This is a genomic window from Nostoc flagelliforme FACHB-838, from assembly GCF_014698065.1.
Classification (GTDB): Bacteria; Cyanobacteriota; Cyanobacteriia; order Cyanobacteriales; family Nostocaceae; genus Nostoc; species Nostoc flagelliforme_B.
The window spans coordinates 120,616-139,972 of sequence record NZ_JACJSI010000011.1 but is presented as its reverse complement, the minus strand read 5'-3'; the positions used below and the strand labels follow the sequence as shown (position 1 = coordinate 139,972).

Here is a 19,357-nt window from a genome sequence, read left to right as displayed (position 1 = left end):
AGAGAATGGTTTTTTTTAATAAAGACGAGCAACTGGAAAACCTTGGTAATGGCATTTTAGATGCAACTTGGGCAGCATTTCCGACCTTAGCGCGTAACCAAATTGCCTTGACTTGGGTTGTTTACGATCCCCCAGTGCGAGTAAATACTGGTGGGGCGCTGACTCCCAACGCTTTTTGGGATCATCCAGTTCGTGGTTTTACTTATCGCGGCGTTGAGCGGATTTATCCCGCCAGTGTAGTCAAACTATTTTACCTAGTGGCGGTAAACGAATGGCTAGAAAAAGGCATGACTCAAAACTCCAAGGAGTTGGAGCGAGCCTTGCGGGATATGATTGTAGATTCTAGTAACGATGCTACGAGCTTGGTTGTAGATATTTTGACTGGCACGACATCAGGGCCAGAATTACCAACCGGGCCTTTTGAAACCTGGAAATATCAACGTAATATTGTTAACCGTTATTACCAATCATTGGGTTGGGAAGAAATGGAGACAATTAACGTCTGTCAAAAAACTTGGGGTGATGGCCCTTATGGGCGAGAACGGGCGTTTGTGGGAGAGTTACTAGAAAATCGCAACATGTTGACAACGAATGCGATCGCTCGGTTACTGCATAGTATTGTAGGTGGGGTAGCGGTTTCAAGTACGCGATCGCAAGCAATGATGGCTTTGCTGAAACGTCCTCTCAACGATTTACCCACTGACACCGAGGAAAATCAGGTAACAGGTTTCTTAGGCGCTGGACTGACTGAAAATACTCAAATTTGGTCAAAGGCAGGTTGGACAAGTCAAGTTCGCCATGATGCCGCGTATATTGAGTTACCAGAGCAGCGCCCTTATCTTTTAGTGGTATTTACTGAAGGTAAAGCGCAGGCTAAGAGTCAGGCAATTTTGCCCTTTGTTTCTAAACTAGTTGCCGATGCGATCGCTAGTCTATAATCTACTCCTGTGAACTTAAATAAAATCGGCGGTTAGAAACCGTGCCTACACAGGCAAAACCCACCTCCGTGGGTTCAAACCCTCAATTTTTTCTTAGTCCGCCTCCGCGGACTACCCTGCGGGTGACGCTCCTTCTCTGCAAGACGCTACGCGAACGTCGCTAACGCTGAAAGCGTTCTCGTAAGAGTAGCTGCAAAGCGTCTATGTTTGTGTAGCTACGAATTCTATTCGCCCCAGCTATTTCAACTTAAATTCGTCAAACTTCAATACTTCCGAATCAGGCTTACGAGTATCAAAACGATAACTACTGATCGTACCCGCCCCCGTATCAAAGATACTGAAAACCGTAATATCATTACTCGCAATGTAAGGCATCGGCTTCCCATCTTCGCCCAGCAAGGGGGAAATTGTTGGTACTATCGGTTCTAAACCATTGGGATCACCAACTTTAACATAATCCTCTTGATATCCTATTGGCACTTCTCGCTTTCTATCACCCCAAGCAGCACCGTAAGTATTACCTACATTAGATGTTTCTAGAAAGTGCATTCCACTAGGGCTAACAAAGCGGTTCCACAAATGGGAATGCCCATAAAATACCAATTGCACATTAGCGGCTTCAAGTATTGGGACAACATCACGAATAATATAATCTGCGTCTTTGGGATACTCGTAACGCACTGCTTTGATATTATTATCATCCCGTTCAATTATTTGAACTGGTTCTGTATAAGCAGGAACTATGTTATCACCCAAAGTATGGGGTGGGTGATGGAACATCACAACTTTGTATTTTGCTTGTTGAAACTCAGGGCTGTTGAGTTCTGCCTCTAGCCAATTGTACTGCTTGCTGCCTTTAGCAATTGGCTCATAAATTACCTGTCCATAACCCCAATTTTCAGGATTATTTAAATCCTTTTCAGCTTCTCGATATCTACCCTTATGCTTTCCATTTAAGCTGGGAGTCCGCCACATATTCGTAGCGTACAGTACCACCAAACGCACGTCACCAAAGCTAACGGCATAATACCTTTTTCCCCCCTCTTTACTTTTTGGTAAAGAAAAAATTTCTTCGTAGGTATTAGTATTAAAGGAATTATCTATTAAGTTGTCCTGGTAGATTTTTTGAGCAACGACACGGGGAAGCGTATCATCAAATTCATCATTTAAACTTCCCATTCTGGCAAATCGCCCCATCACCTCATGATTGCCAATACAAGTAAACATGGGTGCATGTTGAATTATTTGTCCACCAGTGTAGATTGTCTTTACACCGTCGTGCGTCATTTCATATTTAGCACGACCTTGTAAACCGGGAAACAACGCACCACCATTATCATCAAACCATTCTGAGGCGCGATCGCTAACATTAACCAAATCACCGGCAAACCACACCCCATCAACTCGTCCAACTGTTTCTACTACCTTTTGCAGATTTGCAGATGTCATCGGTTTTAACTGATGATCTGAGGTGAGTAAAATTTTTAGTGGTGTATTTAACTTGGGAGTAGCTGCGAGGGTAAAAATATCACTGCTAACACTCTCGTTGTCTTCTCGGACACTTGTAACCCGATAGTTTACCCGCACACCAGGAGTTAACCCAGTTACCTCAGCCTCATGTCGCCAAATATCACGCTGGACGGGTTTTTGATAAATTTCGCCGTCTTTGGTTTGGTTTGCGACTTTTGACTCTTGGTCTTCACGCGTGCGAGTGAGTTTAGTAATATTTGCTTTAGCGGTTTGTTTGAGATTTTCCCCGTAAGTTACTGTGTGATTAACACCAGCAAACTCAGTAAACCAAACTACTCGCACTGAGGTTTCAGTTGGCAATTGCAAAAATGGGTCGGTGAGCAGTTGGGGTGCTGATGTCATAATTGTTTGCCCAAATGAACGCACACTTAAAAAAGTAAAGCATATAACAAGCACAAGCGCAGCTACTGAGAAGATTTTACGGCGGCTTTTGCGTATGAGCATGAGTAATATACCAAGTTTCTAGGGTATTCACCGACTGAAGGCAATTTTATTATTAGCCATTTCTGCCGACAGGGTTAAAAATTTTCAATGATTATCATCACTATGAAGTGAACATTTAATTTCCTGAAAGTTCTATGTAATTGCGGTTTTGGTGTATTCTACTCTTAATTCAGGCTTGTCAATATTCAGATGCGTTGCCCTGATTTGACTGCCAATGTTGAATTGTTGTTGCAACTCTTAATGTTTTACTTATTAGTTTCTAACCCGCACCTTGGTAGACTGAACTTTATACAATTGGGTTATTGTGGGCTGTTATCGGCTTGCCAAAGCATTATTTTTGGCTTTCTGGTTAGACAGTCCAGTCTTCGGAGTTCCCCATAAGGAACTGCCCTTAGTGTAAGGATGAGCCAGCGTGGTCTTTTGACGCAAAAGCGAGAGCGCAGCGTTAGTGAGTCCGCGGGCGACTGGCAAATCCGAAGGGTAGCGACGTAAGAACGTCACCCGAAGAGTTTACTTAAGATAATAAAGACGAAAGAGCAATCAAGACATGGTAGATTCCCTCAAAAAACCAGGCTTTGAAGAAATCCGGCCAGGGATTAAAGCCCCAGCGAAAGAAACCCTGTTAACACCTCGGTTTTATACTACCGATTTTGATGAAATGGCGCGGATGGATATCTCCGTCAACGAAGACGAGTTACAAGCCATTCTCGAAGAGTTCCGCACTGACTACAACCGCCATCACTTTGTTCGGGATGCCGAGTTTGAACAATCCTGGGATCATATTGACGGGGAAACTCGCAAGTTGTTTGTTGAATTTCTAGAACGTTCCTGTACGGCAGAGTTTTCCGGATTTTTGCTGTATAAAGAACTTGGCCGTCGCTTGAAAGGAAAAAGCCCCGTCTTGGCAGAGTGCTTTAACCTGATGTCACGGGATGAAGCACGTCACGCTGGCTTTTTGAACAAAGCTTTGTCGGACTTTAATCTCTCCCTAGATTTAGGGTTTTTGACAAAGAGCCGCAGTTATACCTTCTTTAAACCGAAATTCATCTTCTACGCTACTTATCTGTCTGAGAAGATCGGTTATTGGCGCTATATCACCATTTATCGCCATTTAGAAGCACATCCCGAAGACCGGGTTTATCCAATCTTCCGGTTCTTTGAGAACTGGTGTCAGGATGAAAACCGTCACGGCGATTTCTTTGATGCGATCATGAAATCTCAGCCGCAAATGTTGAATGATTGGAAAGCACGGCTGTGGAGTCGGTTCTTCCTGTTGTCGGTGTTTGCGACAATGTATCTTAATGACATCCAACGGAAAGACTTTTATGCCACCCTTGGATTAGATGCGCGAGAATACGACATCCATGTAATTAAGAAGACCAACGAGAACGCAGGTAGAGTGTTCCCACTCATGCTGGATGTAGAGAATCCAGAGTTTTATCAGCGGTTGGATACTTGTATAAGCAATAATGAAAAGTTAAGTGCGATCGCTAACTCCAACACTCCTAAATTCCTGCAATTCTTCCAAAAGCTGCCGCTTTACATCTCCAATGGCTTGCAGTTATTACGCCTGTACCTGATAAAACCGATTGATACTGTTTCTACTCACGGGGTAGTTCGTTAAGTTATAACAGGTTTGCGAAAGCTTTAGTGGTTCTGCTGGTTGCAGAGCCACTTTTTTTATCGAAAATACCACCTTAAGGGGTACTATTCGTCAATAGGTCTAAGCAGTTAAATTAGACCCCGAAGCTGTACGAGCTTTTTGGGAATACCACGGTGACATAATTTGTAAATCTTACAGGTTAACCGATTAGTACTGCGATCGCTAATTTGCTGGTAGACAGAAATCAAATTTGATAAAAAAATTAGTTTAACAAAGTTGCTTTTTGAGTATGCTGTTATTCCCAATCTGCATTTGTCAACAAATATTCAAAACTCAGAATGGGAGACAGCACAAAGATAGTAAACTAGGTGTACTTTGGCAGTTGATACCTTGAGTTAAGCTGATTTTTCCATGCCGATTACATTTGAGGTTAATGCTTGATGCTTGGCTGCTTCTGCCTCATAACATCTGAGAATCAGTGATGTCAGCTTATCGAAATCACTGACAGAAGAAATAATTACTTTTGATGCGGCATCTCCCAGAGAAGCTGTTACCTCTTGCACTTCAAAATTTGAAGCTAGAGACTTTACTTCATCTACATTTAGCCGAGTAATAAAACTTTTTTTCTGCGAAGATAGATACAGCCGCAGAAACCACCAAGTACTTTTGCCAAGATTGATACCAAAGTACGAAGCAGTATCTTTGTATTGGAGATCAAAATTGTAGCTTTTTGAACTTTGCGTAATTGCTTTAATTTTTTCAAAAGCTTCGATTTCTTCAGCAGTTGTTACTATTTTCGATTCTTGAGATTCTTGTTGTTTTCCTCTTCTTCAATCTCTTGTTCTACTTCAAGTTCAACAGGCTGAGTTATTTCTTGGCTAAGTGAGCGAGTCATTAACTCTACTAAACTTCCCTGAATCGACTTTTTAACAATTGGTTTAAATTTATCAATAACTTTACCAGTAATTCGACCTTGAATTTCATAGCTAAGGGCAATTGTACCAAGTTCAGCCACTAAAAAGCGAACAAATTCTTCAGAAGGAGAACGTAAAAGATTTCCTAGAAGCTGAGTCATGCCTTTTACATAAACCATTTCCTCAGCATGGTTGGTAATAGCTGTAACCTCAAAATTATCACGATGAAAAAATTTGAGATTATCAATATCTTTGGTATCATATTCCAGAATATTAAAAGTAAAAAATGGCTCCTTGTCCATTACATTTTTATCACGCAAATCCGTAAAGAAACGGTACTCAACCCCATTAGTGACAATAGCTACTTTTGTTGTCAAAAGTCCATTAAAATAGCGGCTCAATTGCCCATCATGTGCTTCAGATTTTTGACCACGGGCTTTTGCTTCTACGAGCATAACTATATTATTGTTAATAGCTAAAGCGTAATCTACCTTTTCAAACTGCCCTGCTTTTTTGATAGCAAAATCTGCTACATATTCCGGCATGACTTCGCTAGGATCATAGACATTGTAGCCAAGAGCGCTCAAAAAAGGAACAATCAGCGCCATCTTAGTAGCTTCTTCGCCAATAACTTGGTCAAATCGCTTGCGCACTTGTTCAGACAGCTTGACAATATCTTCAGTGAATCCCATATTGCTTACTCCTAGTACACCAGTGATTATTAATACATTTCGTTTATCAAATAGGAGTGATTGTAAGATGATGTATAAATTGAAAGTGTTAGCGCGATCGCTTTCTTTTAGGACTTACGCAAAAACTCTCTGAAACTCTTATTCCTTTGCGTCCTTTGCGTCTTCTCTAACGAGACGCTGCGCGTAGCTTGCTTCTCCGTAAGAGTATGCGGTTCGTTTTTTCATAATTTTGCGTAAGTCCTGTGTTTATCACTCCTATAAAAGTATTCCCAAATAAGTACCAGCCTGTAACACTCATGACTGTTCACACTCAAACGACAATCCGACGTTTAACCGATGATACCAAACGAATTAAACGTAACCGCAGCCGCGACACTTTCAAAATGAGGTTAGGGATGGGTAGTGTCTTAGAACAGTCCGGTGATGGTTTAGTTGAAAAACCCAGTGGTTCCTCACTGTGTAGAATTAACTTGTGGCAGTATTGTGCTGACTGGCGTGGAGACTGGAAGGTTACCAGAAAACGAATTGACCAGAGAATTGATTCACTACCGCGACTCACTTAAGGGTAATGTAAGCGAACAAGGTGAGAAGCTGCTAGGTGGTAAACACATCCAGGGAAAACTGATGAGTAAAGTAGTAAACCTGCTGTTCCAAGAATTGTGTAAAGTGATTCCCGTGACCTGATGTTAAAACCCTTTATCCAAATGAAGAGTTTTGAACCCTAAACTTTCAGTTACCCTGAAGTTGATATATAAAAGAGCAATTTTCAAATGACCATTTACTTTTATAAGGTTTGGCAGCCTTATGGCTGTTTTTCTAACTTTTCTCCCCACGGAATCCACATTGAGGGTACTTACTGGCCAACGGTTGAGCATTATTATCAAGCACAAAAGTTTGTAGACAGTGCAGATGCGGCAATTATACCCCTTATCCATGCCGCTGCTACCCCAGAAGAGGCTGCAAGTTTGGGAAGATGTAGCACTCGCCAACTCCGTCGAGACTGGAATTTAGTCAAAACTCAAATTATGCGAGAAGCTGTACTCAAAAAGTTTCTCACTCATGCTGATATTAGAGAAGTTCTCCTGATGACGGGTAATGAGATTTTGGTTGAAAACTCCCCAACCGATGCCTTCTGGGGCTGTGGTGCTAATAAAGCCGGCCAAAACCATCTCGGTAAAACCCTCATGAGTGTGCGTGAAGAAATCCGTAATTTACTATCTTTAACAGTAATTTACGAATAATTTAATCAAAATAATTACATTCAACATAAAGTCAGCGATTAAACGGGGAATAGTAAAATTCCCCAGTCAAAAAGATTTTAAAAAATTACTAATAATTTAGTTATTCATTTCCAGAAATCTTAATTTATTAAATTAATGGGCAAAAATGGGAAAAAATATTATTAATTTCACGAAATTATTAAAGCCCTAATTTAAGTAAAATTACTGGAATAGTTTAATGATTGAGAATATAAAATTAAAACTAGATGTCAATGATTAAAATTTTCTTAACTTTAGACTTGAGATGAAACTTGAAAAGCCTTTAATAATATAGCAGTTTGATATCTGCCTAAATCCACTTTAGAAGAACTACGGGGATCAAGCAAAATATCTGACACTTTTCAAATATCCTCTAATCCATTTCCAAAAATATTTGCAATAAATGTACAGCCCTAGCAACGCATTTTTAGCAAAAATTCATTGAAATTGGATGAAAATCAAGGCATTGTAAATTGGAAATTTATGATCGTGGGCAATTTTATATAAAAAATTATACTTCAGTCATGGTGTATATAGGCGATGGGACTTACCGATAAACCAAATGGGTTGCAGCAAAGCTTAGATCAAAAAAGTTTACTGCACCGGATGATAAAACAGATCAGGCGATCGCTCGACCTTCAAGAGATATTAACGACTACCGTTAGTGAAGTGCGTTTATTTTTGGGTGCAGATCGGGTAAAGGTGTATCGCTTTGATGCTGATGGTAGTGGTGAAGTCATTGCTGAATCTATTTATGAGCAACGTCTGCCATCCTTATTAGGGCTGCGTTTCCCAGTCCATGATATTCCAGAAGCCGCCAGAGAGATGTTTTTGTTAGCTGGGCAACGTTCGATTGTAGATGTGGCAAACGAGAAGATCGGGCTATCGTCTCTATATTCAAAAGAAACTGGCAAACGTCTAAAAACTAATATCTATTATCGACAAGTAGACCCATGTCATATTCAATACCTAAAGGCAATGGGTGTGCAGTCTTCGTTGGTAGTGCCAATTTTACATTGCGACCCACATGAACAATCGGCAAAGCCTAAATTGTGGGGATTATTGGTATCTCACCAAAGTGAACCGCGAGAGATTTTGAAGCGAGAAGTGAATGTATTACAGCAAGTTGCTGACCAGGTAGCGATCGCGATCGCTCAAAGTAATCTACTCACTACAGTCCGCGCCAAGCAAGAGCGAGAAGCGACTATTAACCGAGTAACCACCCTATTGCATAAACTGCCGACAATCCAATTGCAGGGAGCGCTAGAAGAAGTTATTGCTGCCTTTGCTGGCGTAGGTGGCAGACTTTACGTTGAACAGACTGGGGAACTATACACCTGGGGCGACCAACCGATACTCCCTTATAAGTTAGATAACAGTATTATTGAACAGCATCCCTTATGGAAAAGCTGGATGACTGAGTGTCAACAAGGTAATATTTGGACAACCTCTGACCTCTACAAAGAACCACATTTGCGAGTTTTGGCTATAGCGTTCCGTTCTACTCAAATTCGTGGAATCATGGTAATTCCTTTACATTACCGCGAAGAATTTATCGGTGTATTAACTATTTTTCGCTCTGAATTTGAAACAGAAATCTTGTGGGCGGGGCGATGCGAGCAAAATCAGCGACAATTGTTACCCCAGCTTTCCTTTGATGTATGGCAAGAGCAAAAAAAGGGGCAATCACCTGAGTGGAAGCCGGAAGATATCTTATTGGCACAAGCCTTGTACGAGCATTTCTCAATGGCAATTCAGCAGCAGCAAATGTATAGACAGGTACAAGCCATGAATGCCAACCTAGAACTACGGGTGCAAGAGCAAACCGCTGAACTCGAAAAATCATTACTATTTACCAAAGTACTCAAGCAAGTTACAGAGCATATCCGCCGCACATTAGACTTGCAGACAACCCTGCAATCTATTGTTCGGGAAGTCCGCCCCCTGCTAAATTCAGACCGAGTGCTGATTTTTGAGTTGAAGAGTAAATCGGTAATTGTAGAAGAGATAAATGGTAATTGGCAGTCAGTTTTGGGAGTCAACCCACCACCAGAATGCTTTCCTGAGGACTATACGCGTTCATATTTTCAGGGCAGAGTCAGGGCAATTAATAACATTGCGACGGCTTCTTTAAGCGATTGTCATCGAGAGTTTTTGCAGAGCCTGCAAGTGCAAGCAAACTTAATAGTTCCGATTAATATAGGTTTGGAACTATGGGGCTTAATAATTGCTCATGAGTGTGAAGCTCCCAGAAATTGGCAGGATGCAGAGATTAATTTATTGCAACAGTTAGGAGTTCAGGCTGCGATCGCCATTCAACAAGCACAACTCTACGAACAAACCTGTAATGCTGAAATTGAAGCCAGAAATCAAGCTGCTCAGTTAGAGTATGCCCTACATCAACTCCAAGAAACACAAACAAGATTGATTCAGACCGAAAAAATGTCTGGCTTAGGACAGTTAGTAGCAGGTGTTGCCCACGAAATCAATAACCCCATTAACTTTATCTACGGTAATCTGTGCCACGCCAGCGACTACACCGAACAACTACTAAAAATTTTACATCTCTATCAGGTACATTATCCCCATCCTCATAGTGAAATTAGCACCGCCATCGAAGCAATCGATTTTGAATTTTTGGTAGAAGACCTCCCAAAAATCATGGCATCAATGCAAGTAGGAAGCGATCGCATTCGCTCAATAGTCTTGTCGTTACGCAATTTTTCTCGCTTGGATGAGGCTGAAAACAAGCGTGTTGATGTGCATGAAGGCATTGACAATACTTTATTAATTTTGCAACATCGCTTAAAAGGAAATGCTGAATTTCCACGTATTGAAGTAATCAAAGACTATGGCAACATCCCACGGGTAGAATGTTATGCCGGTCAAATGAATCAGGTATTTATGAATATTTTCAGCAATGCCATAGATGCTTTGGACATGGGAATTAGGGAGCAGGCTTGGCATGAGCGTAGCCGAATGGGAGCAGAGAGGAAGAGAGAATTTTCTCCCCAGCTCCCCGCACCCGGCCCCTCTGCCTCTTTTCAATGCCCAATCCCCACTATTCACATTTTCACTAAAGTCTCGACAGATAATTCTCAGCTGTTGATTCGTATTAGTGACAATGGGCCCGGAATGACTGAAGAGGTTAAAAAGCGAATTTTTGACCCGTTTTACACTACCAAACCTGTGGGCAAAGGTACAGGATTAGGGCTAGCAATCAGCTATCAAATTATTGTTGAAAAACATGGGGGAATAATGAAGTGCATTTCCGAACCTGGGAAAGGTACAGAGTTCTGGATTGAAATTCCCATCAAGCCTCCAGAGAAAATAGTTCACTAGAGGTAAGTTAGCACAACTGTGCTACTGGGATTAAAAATCATCAAAAAGTAAAGTTTGGTTGCAAAAAAAATCCCTTGCATCCACAAGTGATAATTTAATAATTGAAGCTATAAAGCAAGCTTCCCTGGCAGATATAACAACTGCGTTTGGAATGTAGTAAGAGGTAAAAGACGCTGTTTAACTTACATCTGTCTCGTAAAAACACAGCAACACCCAACGCGAAAACTGCTATTTCCTCAAATATGGGAGATTAGAGGGCGCTGTAATTGATTTTCATACTTGTTTACAGAAGTGATGAAAGTTAGTACATCCCTAATTTAGGATAAAGAACGAGAGGAGATAGTTCAGCGAGTAGAGGTTTGGGTGTTGTTGTGTTTAGAGATAAGTCTTCAAGAGGGACTGCTTTGGGTCTTAAATTATACTAAGCTAAATATTGAAAAACAATTCAAATAGCGCCTTATGTCAATTATTGCGCTTAGAGCGTGGTATCTACAGGATTACGAGCCGATTCCAGAATTGGAAAAACGTCCGCCAGACATTCGCTTAAGCAAAAAAAGCCTGCTGAGATCGGCATTGCGAGCAGACTTTTTGGAAGAAAGCGAGGAAGTTAAGAAATCAATTTGGTTTGGGCGCTATCTAGAGGGGGAAAATATTGAATTTTATATTGAAGGCAGTGGTGGCTATTGTGTCGCTAACATTGACTTAATTAGTCATGAAATTTATTTTACCAAGCAGGCGCTGTTGGCTCAGTTAGAACCAACGATTTTTTTATCTTATCAAACTGAGTATGCAGCAGCGACCAATGCTCTCAAGGAAGAACTGCGAAAAAGTTTGGAAACTTTAAACTTGCGATCGCGCCTTCCTTTAACATTAGTAGAATCCTCTCGTCCTAGCGGTGCTACTGTACGAATCAACCGCACAATTATGCGAAAAATTCGTAGAAGTTTGTTATTTATAGCCGACACCACGCCCATTGCTAGTATTGATAGTAAAGAAACCTCGCAATTAATTCCTAGTCCCAATGTTTGCATTGAGATTGGCTATGCCATCCAAAGTAAGCGGTCTGAACAAATTATATTAGCGCAAATGCAACGTCCAGACATTGAAGGTCAATTCCCTTTTGACTTACCTACACAGCAAATTTTGCAATTCCAAGACATTACAGAACTAAATAAAATCCTGACAGGAACCCTTGAAAACCAGCTAGCACGATTCAAATTGTTTTTTTGAACGAAATAAGTATTACTTCTCAATAATCGAACCATAACGCTTCTAAATACTTGGTAAGAAACAATATCTCCCGCTTATTTAAAAGGATGTTTAAAAGGTGGTAGCTGAGGTATGCAAAACTTAAGATATTCCTCCCAAATCCTCCGATAAATTGGAGGACTTGGAAAGGATTATACCCTCCCTTTTTGTAAGGCTTGTTCGGGAGAATCTCGATACAACGGTAGACTTGACAAACATCCTCTAAGAAGTTGGTATCTGTGGTCTTCTCAAAGATAACCTAATGAGTATTAAAATAATATCTAAAGATTTTTGATATTAGTTCTCTAGATAGATCAGAAATTTTATAGACAAACTTTAATATAAAAAAGTCAAAGAGAAAACGAAGCACGTTCTCACGAAGGAGAAATTTTATGGGTAACATTATTGCTTGGTTGGTTTTGGGTTTAATTGCAGGTGCGCTAGCTAAGTTATTTTATCCAGGAACCCAAGGCGGCGGTATTCTCTCCACGATTATATTAGGAATCCTGGGAGCAGTATTCGGGGGTTATTTGGGCCAACTATTGCTCGGAAGTAGTGCCGCAGCAGGCGCATCTGTAGGAGCTTTATCCTTGGGAAGCATTTTATTTGCTGTGATTGGCGCTATGATACTGATTTTCCTGTGGGGTTTAGTGACCCGTCGAGCCGCGTAATTACCTCATACTCTTGGGAATCACTTCTAGGTGCAATAAACCGATAAAATGACATTAGAAAAAGAGCGAAGAACTATAGGAGTTTTCGCTAAGTGTTCCGATGCACAAGTGGTACTTCAGGATCTAAAAGCTTCTAATTTTCCAATGCACAAAGTTTCTGTAATTGCACGGAATGCAGAAGAACAAAGTGATATTGCTAGTGTTGAAGTTGAAGAATACACTGGCAATATGTCCTCACACGATGCTGTTGGAGCCGTTAAGAATGGTGATTTAGGTGGTTTGACTGGCTTATTGACCAATTTAGCCCTTTGGGTAATCCCCGGTATAGGCCAAGTCATTCTCGCCGGGGTAGAAGCAACAGCGATCGCTACCACTTTAGCAAGTAGTTTGCCTGCTTTGTTGCTAAATTTGGGAATTTCTGAAAGGCAAGTACAAGGTTACAGCGATCTCATCTGTAAAGGTTACTATCTAGTGATAGTAACCGGCATAGACACAGAAATTCGCCTTGCTAAAAGGATTATTAATGGCCGTAATATTCAACAGTGGGATGTTTATGAGCCATACTCGACTCCGAATAGTCGTTACAAACACGCACTTGGTGTTTTTTATTCGTGCCAAGATGCAAAAAGAGCGCTTGCTGAACTGACAACCGCCGGCTTTCCAATGAGCCAAGTATCGATGATTGCTAAAAATATAAGCAATCTAAGTGATATTTTTGAGGTCGATATTAGTGGGTTTCAAGATAACTACACTAATTTAGGAATCCCTGATGAGCTAGCCAGATATTATAAGCATCATTTGAATCTTGATCGTTACTTAGTAGTTTTAAAAGGCACTGATATCTATATAGCAGGTGCAAGAGCTATTTTAGAGAGTAACAAGATTCAACATTTTAGTATCTATAGCCCATCTAAACTTGATACCGCTAGAAGCGATCGCCAGATTACTACAAATTTTTAGTTAAACCTCAAGTTCATGTTAATTTGACGATATATCATGATTGGGTGTTTTAGCGGAAATTTATAGCTTAAGTATATATATATGATATATATTATATATTTATACTAGCATTTAGTTACCTTTTGAAAGGTTAATCTTTATAGTAACGTACAATGGCATTGATGTTAGATTCAACCACCAAAGCCACTACATTTACCATTTGTATGAATTGTGTCTTAATGAAAAATACAATCCTTGTTTTGAGCGATTTATTGTTCAAAACAAGGATTTTCAGGGCTAAAGTCATTACTACAAACTTTAATTGATTTACGTCAAGTGATTTAAGTAGGTAGGGATGATTAAATAAATATAAGATGTCATTGCGAGTGTTCGCGGAGCGTCTCGTAAAGAAGCAATCCCAGAAACTTGGTGATTGCTTCGCTTTAGTCGCAATGATAGAACATATTATATTTATTTAAAACAATGTTACATTTATAAAAATATATAAAATACAACTGGTAACATCTGGCGTGCGAAAAAACTAGACAGTTCCCAGATTTTTTTGGATAGTTAAAACATAATCACAATAATCTCAAAAACAGAAATAATTTGAATACCTGCCTGGAATAATGTTGAACCGTTTGAAGATTGGAAGCAAGATTGGAGTAAGTTTTGCCCTGAGTTTGGCAACTCTGGCCACTATTGGTCTAATCTCTTACCAAAGCACCAATGATTTAATTGAAACTTCCCGCAAAGAAAACCATACCTATCAAGTGTTAAGTCAGCTTGAAGAACTCAACTTGCAACTGACAAATGCTGAGACTGGACAACGTGGTTACATTATTACTGGAGAACAGCGCTATTTAGAACCTTATAACGCCGCCATTCAATTACTAAATCAAAAATTTAGGCAACTTCAGAGGTTAACAGAAGATAACCCCAACCAACAAAATCGGCTTGATATTTTGCAGCCACTGCTAACAGAGAGAATGGCTGTAATGAAAGATGTCATCAAGCTACGGGAAGTCCAAAACTTGGAACTTGCCCAGAAAGCTATCCTGACAGATCAGGGTAAGCAACTGATGGATAAGATCCAGAAAATTATCCAGGCGATGAAAGCTGAGGAGAACATACTTCTGCAACAGCGTTCTAGGAAAGCACAAGCAGCTGCTCGGCAAATGATCGCCAGCATTGTCTATAGTATTCCCTTATTTTCTTTGATCTTAGCTTTGATCGGATTCGCTCTAACCAGACATATCTCAGTACCGCTGAAGCAAGTTTCTGATTTGGCAGAAAAAATGGCGGATGGAGATTTATCGGTGAGTTTACCAAATAGCGATCGCCAAGATGAAATTGGTGTGTTGACGCGCACCTTTAACCAGATGATCGTTAATCTGCGAAACACAATTAAAAAAAATGACGAGCAAAACTGGCTAAAGTCTAACTTGGCTGAATTTACTCAGATGCTCCAAGGGCAGCGAAATCTAGAAAGTGTATCTAGCCTGATCTTGTCGAATTTAGCACCACTGGTTGGGGCATCGCAGGGCGTTTTTTATGCGCTGGAGTCTATAGACGACCAGCCGACGCTGAAGTTGTTCAATAGTTATGCTTATAAAGAACGGAAAAACGTAGCAAATCAGTTTCGCTTGGGTGAGGGACTGGTGGGGCAATGCGCCCTAGAAAAAAAAAGAATCCTCCTTACAGAAGTTCCTAGTGATTATATCCACATCAGTTCCGGCTTGGGAGAAGCGCCACCGCTGAATATTATTGTTTTGCCTATACTGTTTGAGACAGAGGTGAATGCCGTAATTGAACTTGCCTCTTTTACCCCTTTCAGCCCTCTGCATCTGACATTTTTAGAGCAATTAAGTGAAATTCTCGGTGTATTTTTAAATAACATCGCCTCACAATTCCAAACTCAGCAACTACTTGAAGAGTCTGTCGCTTTAACAGCAGAACTACAACAAAGCAATCAACGCCTAGAAGAACAGGCGAACGAGTTAGAGGAATCACAATTTCTTGTCAAGCAGTCTAACGAAGAATTACAACAACTCAATGAGGAGCTGGAAGAAAAGGCAGAATTGTTAGAAATCCAAAATCGGGAAGTTGCTCGCAAAAACCAAGAAGTTGAGCGAGCAAGGCAGTCTTTCGAAGAAAAAGCCGAACAACTGGCTTTGTCTTCTAAATATAAGTCGGAATTTCTGGCAAATATGTCCCACGAGCTACGGACACCGCTAAATAGCCTGTTAATTTTAGCGAGGTTGCTAGCAGATAATTCTTTGAACAATTTGACCGATAAACAGGTAGAGTACAGCCGGACTATTTACTCAGCTGGGACAGACTTGCTGGAGTTGATTAATGACATTCTAGATTTGGCCAAAATTGAGTCGGGTACGATGTTGCTCGATATCGAGCAAATTGATTTTGCAGATTTGGAGACATCTCTAGAGCAGACTTTTCGGCAACTTGCCCACAATAAAGAACTCAGTTTCGTTATTGAACGTGATGAGAAGTTGCCCCCAACAATTTATAACGACTCTAAACGTCTGCAACAAGTGCTGAAAAATCTCTTAGCTAACGCCTTTAAATTTACGGAACAGGGAGGCGTGAAGTTAAAAATTAACATAGCATCTGAAGCAGCCGAAGCTGATAATCCGATGATTGCTTTTGCCGTCAGCGATACAGGCATTGGCATTCCTCTTGAAAAGCAGAAGATTATTTTCGAGGCATTTCAACAGGCAGATGGCACAACCAGCCGCAAGTATGGGGGGACTGGTTTGGGCTTGTCCATCAGCCGTGAATTGGCTCAACTGTTAGGAGGGAGAATTGAACTAGTCAGCCAACCAGGACAGGGAAGCACCTTCATCCTCTACTTGCCTAGGCGACAGGAAAAGAATAGTAAAAATATTCTCCCCACGCTATCCCTTGAGCCAACCACCTCCATCCGCACAGCATCGACCATAAAAGAAGTGCCGATGGTGGAAAATACAAATGTGATAGATACTTTACAAAGTGGGAAAATACTCACTATCTCGCCGATCGAAATTCCAGATGATCGGGAAATAATTCAACCAGGCGATCGCATTTTACTAATTATCGAGGATGACGATAAATTCGCTCGTATCTTACTAGATATGGCTCGTGAGCAAGGCTTTAAAACCATCGTCGCCTTACATAGTAAACAAGGTCTAGCACTCGCGCAACAATTTAAACCCGATGCGATTATGCTAGATATCCACATGCCAGAGATGGATGGTTGGACAGTGCTGGATCGTTTGAAGCATAAGCCAGATACCAGACATATACCAGTACACATCCTTTCTGTTGATGAAAGACAGCAACGGGGATTAAACTTAGGAGCGATTACCTATCTACAAAAACCCGTTTCTCCAGAAGGACTAACTCAGGTATTAACTGAGATTAAAGGCTTTATTGAGCGTCAGGTAAAAAATCTTCTCATCGTAGAAGATGATCCCGTACAAGCCCAAAGTATTATCGAACTGATCGGTAACGGCGATGTCCAGAGTACAGCAGTGGGTACGGGAGCAGAAGCCCTCTCGATTTTGCGATCGCATCACTTTGATTGTATGGTGTTGGATCTGGGTCTACCCGATATGAGCGGATTTACACTAATTGAACAGATAAAGCTTGAACCCAGACTTTTGAAATTGCCGATCATTGTTTACACTGGCAAAGAACTCAGCCGACAAGAAGAAACCCAACTGCGAGGGCTAGCAGAAACAATTATCATTAAAAATGTGCGATCGCCAGAGCGGTTATTAGACGAAACTGCCCTATTTTTACATCGGGTACAAGCAAACTTGCCCCCACCAAAGCGCCAAATGCTTGAGCAACTACATCAAACTGATCCGGTGCTAGCTAATCGGAAAATTTTGATTGTAGATGATGATCTCCGAAATATTTTTGCCCTTACCAGCTTTTTAGAAAGCTATCAAATGCAAGTCCTATTTGCCGAAAATGGCATAGATGGTATAGAGAAGTTGCAGACTCATCCTGAAATTAATATAGTTTTGATGGATATCATGATGTCGGAAATGGACGGCTATGAAACCACCCGCGCCATCCGCCAACAGCAACAGTTTCGCTCACTACCAATCATTGCTTTAACCGCCAAAGCCATGCCAGGTGACAAGGAAAAGTGCATCGAAGCTGGAGCCTCTGACTACATTACCAAACCTGTAGATACTGAGCAACTGCTTTCACTACTCCGGGTTTGGCTGTATCGGTAAGGGAGGGGGGAAGGGTAAAGTTAGCCCTTTCAAGGTGGGTAAAAATTTTGGTCAATAAATTCCTCTTTAAGCTTTTTACTCTGTGTTCTCTGTGCCTCTGCGGTTAAAGAAATTACTTTTAAACCACAGAGGCGCAGAGAGCGCTGAGAAAAAACAATCTTATTTTACGAGTCACCTTGAAAGGGGTAGTCCTAAAGTAAAGGATGTATTCATGTATTCAAAACCTTTCCCCTTTAACCCAACCGTATTGGGAGCAGGGGAGGCAGGGGGAGAAAGAGTTTTCTATAAATTTTATTTAGGGCAACTAAAAACCCACACTGTGCCCAATCAAGGGGTAAGTGTGGGGAATTTAAGCCTATAAGACGAATGATAGTCTTTGTATTGACTAGCGGAACATACTACTTACTGAAGTATCTTCATGAATCCGCCAGATAGTTTCTCCTAACAGATTAGCTACTGACAGCACGACTAGTTGTGGAAAACGGTTGTTTTCTGGTATGGGAATGGTATTTGTAACAATGACTTCTTCAAATAAGCCACTAGATAATCGCTCTATTGCTGGTGGAGAGAACACTGCATGAGTTGCACATGCATATACCTGACGCGCTCCTTCTTCACGCAGTAATCGCGCTCCTTCGGCGATTGTGCCCCCGGTGTCGATCATGTCATCCACTAATACTGCCGTTTTGCCTTTAACATCACCGATGATATTTAAGACCTCTGCAACATTATGGGCGTGACGACGTTTGTCAATAATCGCCAGTGGAGCATCACCCAGTTTTTTCGCAAATGCCCTCGCTCTTGCTACACCACCAACATCGGGGGAAACAACGACAAGATCGGGCAGTTGTTTGCTTGCTAGATAATCCAGCAATACTGGTGAACCGTAAACATGGTCAAAGGGTATATCGAAATAACCTTGAATCTGAGCCGAGTGTAAATCCATTGCTAGAACGCGATTGGCACCAGCTTCAGTAATCAAGTTAGCAACCAGCTTGGCGGTTATTGACTCTCGTCCTGCCGTTTTGCGATCGGCGCGGGCATAACCATAGTAAGGAACTACTGCTGTTACCTGTCGTGCAGAAGCCCGACGACAAGCATCAACCATAATCAATAATTCCATTAAATGGTCGTTGACAGGTTGACAGCATGGCTGGATTAAATAGACATCACAACCCCGAATTGATTCTTGGATTTGAACATAAAGTTCTCCATCCGCAAATCTTTTGCGAATCATTGGCCCCAAGTCCATGCCCACATAACGAGCGACTTCTTGAGACAGTTGTACATTGGCAGAGCCAGAAAACAGCCGAAGACGATGATTATCGATCAGTCCCGTTGCAGATGGTTGCACTTTGAAAGTTGCAGAACTGAGCACAGCAGATCCTCTATGTGCATTCATAGCAATATTATCATTAGAGATTTAATAGATTTAACCGAGAAATCGCCTAAAAAAACATCTGTGAGTTTTTTTGAAGCTTCCATACAAAATTTAAACATTTTCCTATAAAATTATCATTTGCTAAC

Annotated in this window: 14 protein-coding genes; 9 read left to right on the top strand and 5 right to left on the bottom strand. The window is 41.1% G+C overall.

What is annotated here, in order from left to right:
* Positions 1 to 5: 5 nt before the first annotated feature.
* Positions 6 to 938, top strand: a complete 933-nt coding sequence (locus H6G97_RS08715; RefSeq protein WP_190940238.1) for a serine hydrolase — start codon at positions 6 to 8, stop codon at positions 936 to 938.
* A gap of 237 nt (positions 939 to 1,175) precedes the next feature.
* Here the strand turns inward: H6G97_RS08715 and H6G97_RS08710 are convergent, their stop codons facing one another.
* Entirely contained in the window at positions 1,176 to 2,810 is a 1,635-nt protein-coding gene (locus tag H6G97_RS08710) for a purple acid phosphatase family protein (protein ID WP_199349309.1), read from the bottom strand.
* Positions 2,811 to 3,224: 414 nt separating this feature from the next.
* Positions 3,225 to 3,413 carry a hypothetical protein gene (locus H6G97_RS08705; RefSeq protein WP_190940236.1) on the bottom strand — a complete coding sequence of 63 codons (189 nt, stop codon included), beginning with the start codon at positions 3,411 to 3,413 and terminating at the stop codon, positions 3,225 to 3,227.
* A gap of 46 nt (positions 3,414 to 3,459) precedes the next feature.
* Here H6G97_RS08705 and acsF point away from each other — a divergent pair, with 46 nt between their 5' ends.
* Positions 3,460 to 4,536 (top strand): magnesium-protoporphyrin IX monomethyl ester (oxidative) cyclase, encoded by a 1,077-nt coding sequence (acsF, locus tag H6G97_RS08700; protein WP_190940235.1) that lies wholly within the window; start codon positions 3,460 to 3,462, stop codon positions 4,534 to 4,536.
* Between the two features lie 374 nt (positions 4,537 to 4,910).
* Here acsF and H6G97_RS52295 read toward each other — a convergent pair whose 3' ends face one another.
* Positions 4,911 to 5,078 carry a hypothetical protein gene (locus H6G97_RS52295; protein WP_242054854.1) on the bottom strand — a complete coding sequence of 56 codons (168 nt, stop codon included), beginning with the start codon at positions 5,076 to 5,078 and terminating at the stop codon, positions 4,911 to 4,913.
* Between the two features lie 227 nt (positions 5,079 to 5,305).
* On the bottom strand, positions 5,306 to 6,121 hold the full coding sequence (locus H6G97_RS08695) for a type I restriction endonuclease (protein ID WP_242054853.1): 816 nt from the start codon (positions 6,119 to 6,121) through the stop codon (positions 5,306 to 5,308).
* Between the two features lie 432 nt (positions 6,122 to 6,553).
* Between H6G97_RS08695 and H6G97_RS08690 the strand changes: the two genes are divergently transcribed.
* From H6G97_RS08690 to H6G97_RS08660, 7 genes are all read left to right on the top strand, one after another.
* The gene (locus H6G97_RS08690) at positions 6,554 to 6,805 is read left to right on the top strand and encodes a hypothetical protein (protein WP_242054852.1); all 252 of its coding nucleotides are present in this window, start codon (positions 6,554 to 6,556) and stop codon (positions 6,803 to 6,805) included.
* An 86-nt stretch (positions 6,806 to 6,891) separates the two neighbouring features.
* Positions 6,892 to 7,362: an NADAR family protein gene (locus tag H6G97_RS08685; protein WP_190940234.1), complete on the top strand. Its 471-nt coding sequence runs from the start codon at positions 6,892 to 6,894 to the stop codon at positions 7,360 to 7,362.
* A 558-nt stretch (positions 7,363 to 7,920) separates the two neighbouring features.
* The gene (locus H6G97_RS08680) at positions 7,921 to 10,722 is read left to right on the top strand and encodes a GAF domain-containing sensor histidine kinase (protein ID WP_190940233.1); all 2,802 of its coding nucleotides are present in this window, start codon (positions 7,921 to 7,923) and stop codon (positions 10,720 to 10,722) included.
* A 459-nt stretch (positions 10,723 to 11,181) separates the two neighbouring features.
* A complete protein-coding gene (locus H6G97_RS08675; RefSeq protein WP_190940232.1) occupies positions 11,182 to 11,952 on the top strand; it encodes a hypothetical protein in 771 nt (256 codons plus the stop codon).
* A gap of 410 nt (positions 11,953 to 12,362) precedes the next feature.
* Positions 12,363 to 12,641 carry a GlsB/YeaQ/YmgE family stress response membrane protein gene (locus H6G97_RS08670; RefSeq protein ID WP_190940231.1) on the top strand — a complete coding sequence of 93 codons (279 nt, stop codon included), beginning with the start codon at positions 12,363 to 12,365 and terminating at the stop codon, positions 12,639 to 12,641.
* A gap of 48 nt (positions 12,642 to 12,689) precedes the next feature.
* Positions 12,690 to 13,601: a hypothetical protein gene (locus H6G97_RS08665; protein ID WP_190940230.1), complete on the top strand. Its 912-nt coding sequence runs from the start codon at positions 12,690 to 12,692 to the stop codon at positions 13,599 to 13,601.
* Between the two features lie 608 nt (positions 13,602 to 14,209).
* On the top strand, positions 14,210 to 17,830 hold the full coding sequence (locus H6G97_RS08660; protein WP_190940229.1) for a response regulator: 3,621 nt from the start codon (positions 14,210 to 14,212) through the stop codon (positions 17,828 to 17,830).
* Positions 17,831 to 18,215: 385 nt separating this feature from the next.
* Here H6G97_RS08660 and H6G97_RS08655 read toward each other — a convergent pair whose 3' ends face one another.
* Positions 18,216 to 19,232, bottom strand: a complete 1,017-nt coding sequence (locus H6G97_RS08655) for a ribose-phosphate pyrophosphokinase (protein ID WP_190940228.1) — start codon at positions 19,230 to 19,232, stop codon at positions 18,216 to 18,218.
* Positions 19,233 to 19,357 lie beyond the last annotated feature (125 nt).

Bases quoted from the DNA above. Each gene is read 5' to 3' on its own strand.
- H6G97_RS08715 (WP_190940238.1), top strand. From the start codon at position 6: ATGGTTTTTTTTAATAAAGACGAGCAACTGGAAAACCTTGGTAATGGC.
- acsF (WP_190940235.1), top strand. From the start codon at position 3,460: ATGGTAGATTCCCTCAAAAAACCAGGCTTTGAAGAAATCCGGCCAGGG.
- H6G97_RS08685 (WP_190940234.1), top strand. From the start codon at position 6,892: ATGACCATTTACTTTTATAAGGTTTGGCAGCCTTATGGCTGTTTTTCT.
- H6G97_RS08655 (WP_190940228.1), bottom strand. From the start codon at position 19,232: ATGAATGCACATAGAGGATCTGCTGTGCTCAGTTCTGCAACTTTCAAA.
- H6G97_RS08695 (WP_242054853.1), bottom strand. From the start codon at position 6,121: ATGGGATTCACTGAAGATATTGTCAAGCTGTCTGAACAAGTGCGCAAG.
- H6G97_RS08710 (WP_199349309.1), bottom strand. From the start codon at position 2,810: ATGACATCAGCACCCCAACTGCTCACCGACCCATTTTTGCAATTGCCA.
- H6G97_RS08670 (WP_190940231.1), top strand. From the start codon at position 12,363: ATGGGTAACATTATTGCTTGGTTGGTTTTGGGTTTAATTGCAGGTGCG.
- H6G97_RS08665 (WP_190940230.1), top strand. From the start codon at position 12,690: ATGACATTAGAAAAAGAGCGAAGAACTATAGGAGTTTTCGCTAAGTGT.
- H6G97_RS08660 (WP_190940229.1), top strand. From the start codon at position 14,210: ATGTTGAACCGTTTGAAGATTGGAAGCAAGATTGGAGTAAGTTTTGCC.
- H6G97_RS08680 (WP_190940233.1), top strand. From the start codon at position 7,921: ATGGGACTTACCGATAAACCAAATGGGTTGCAGCAAAGCTTAGATCAA.
- H6G97_RS08675 (WP_190940232.1), top strand. From the start codon at position 11,182: ATGTCAATTATTGCGCTTAGAGCGTGGTATCTACAGGATTACGAGCCG.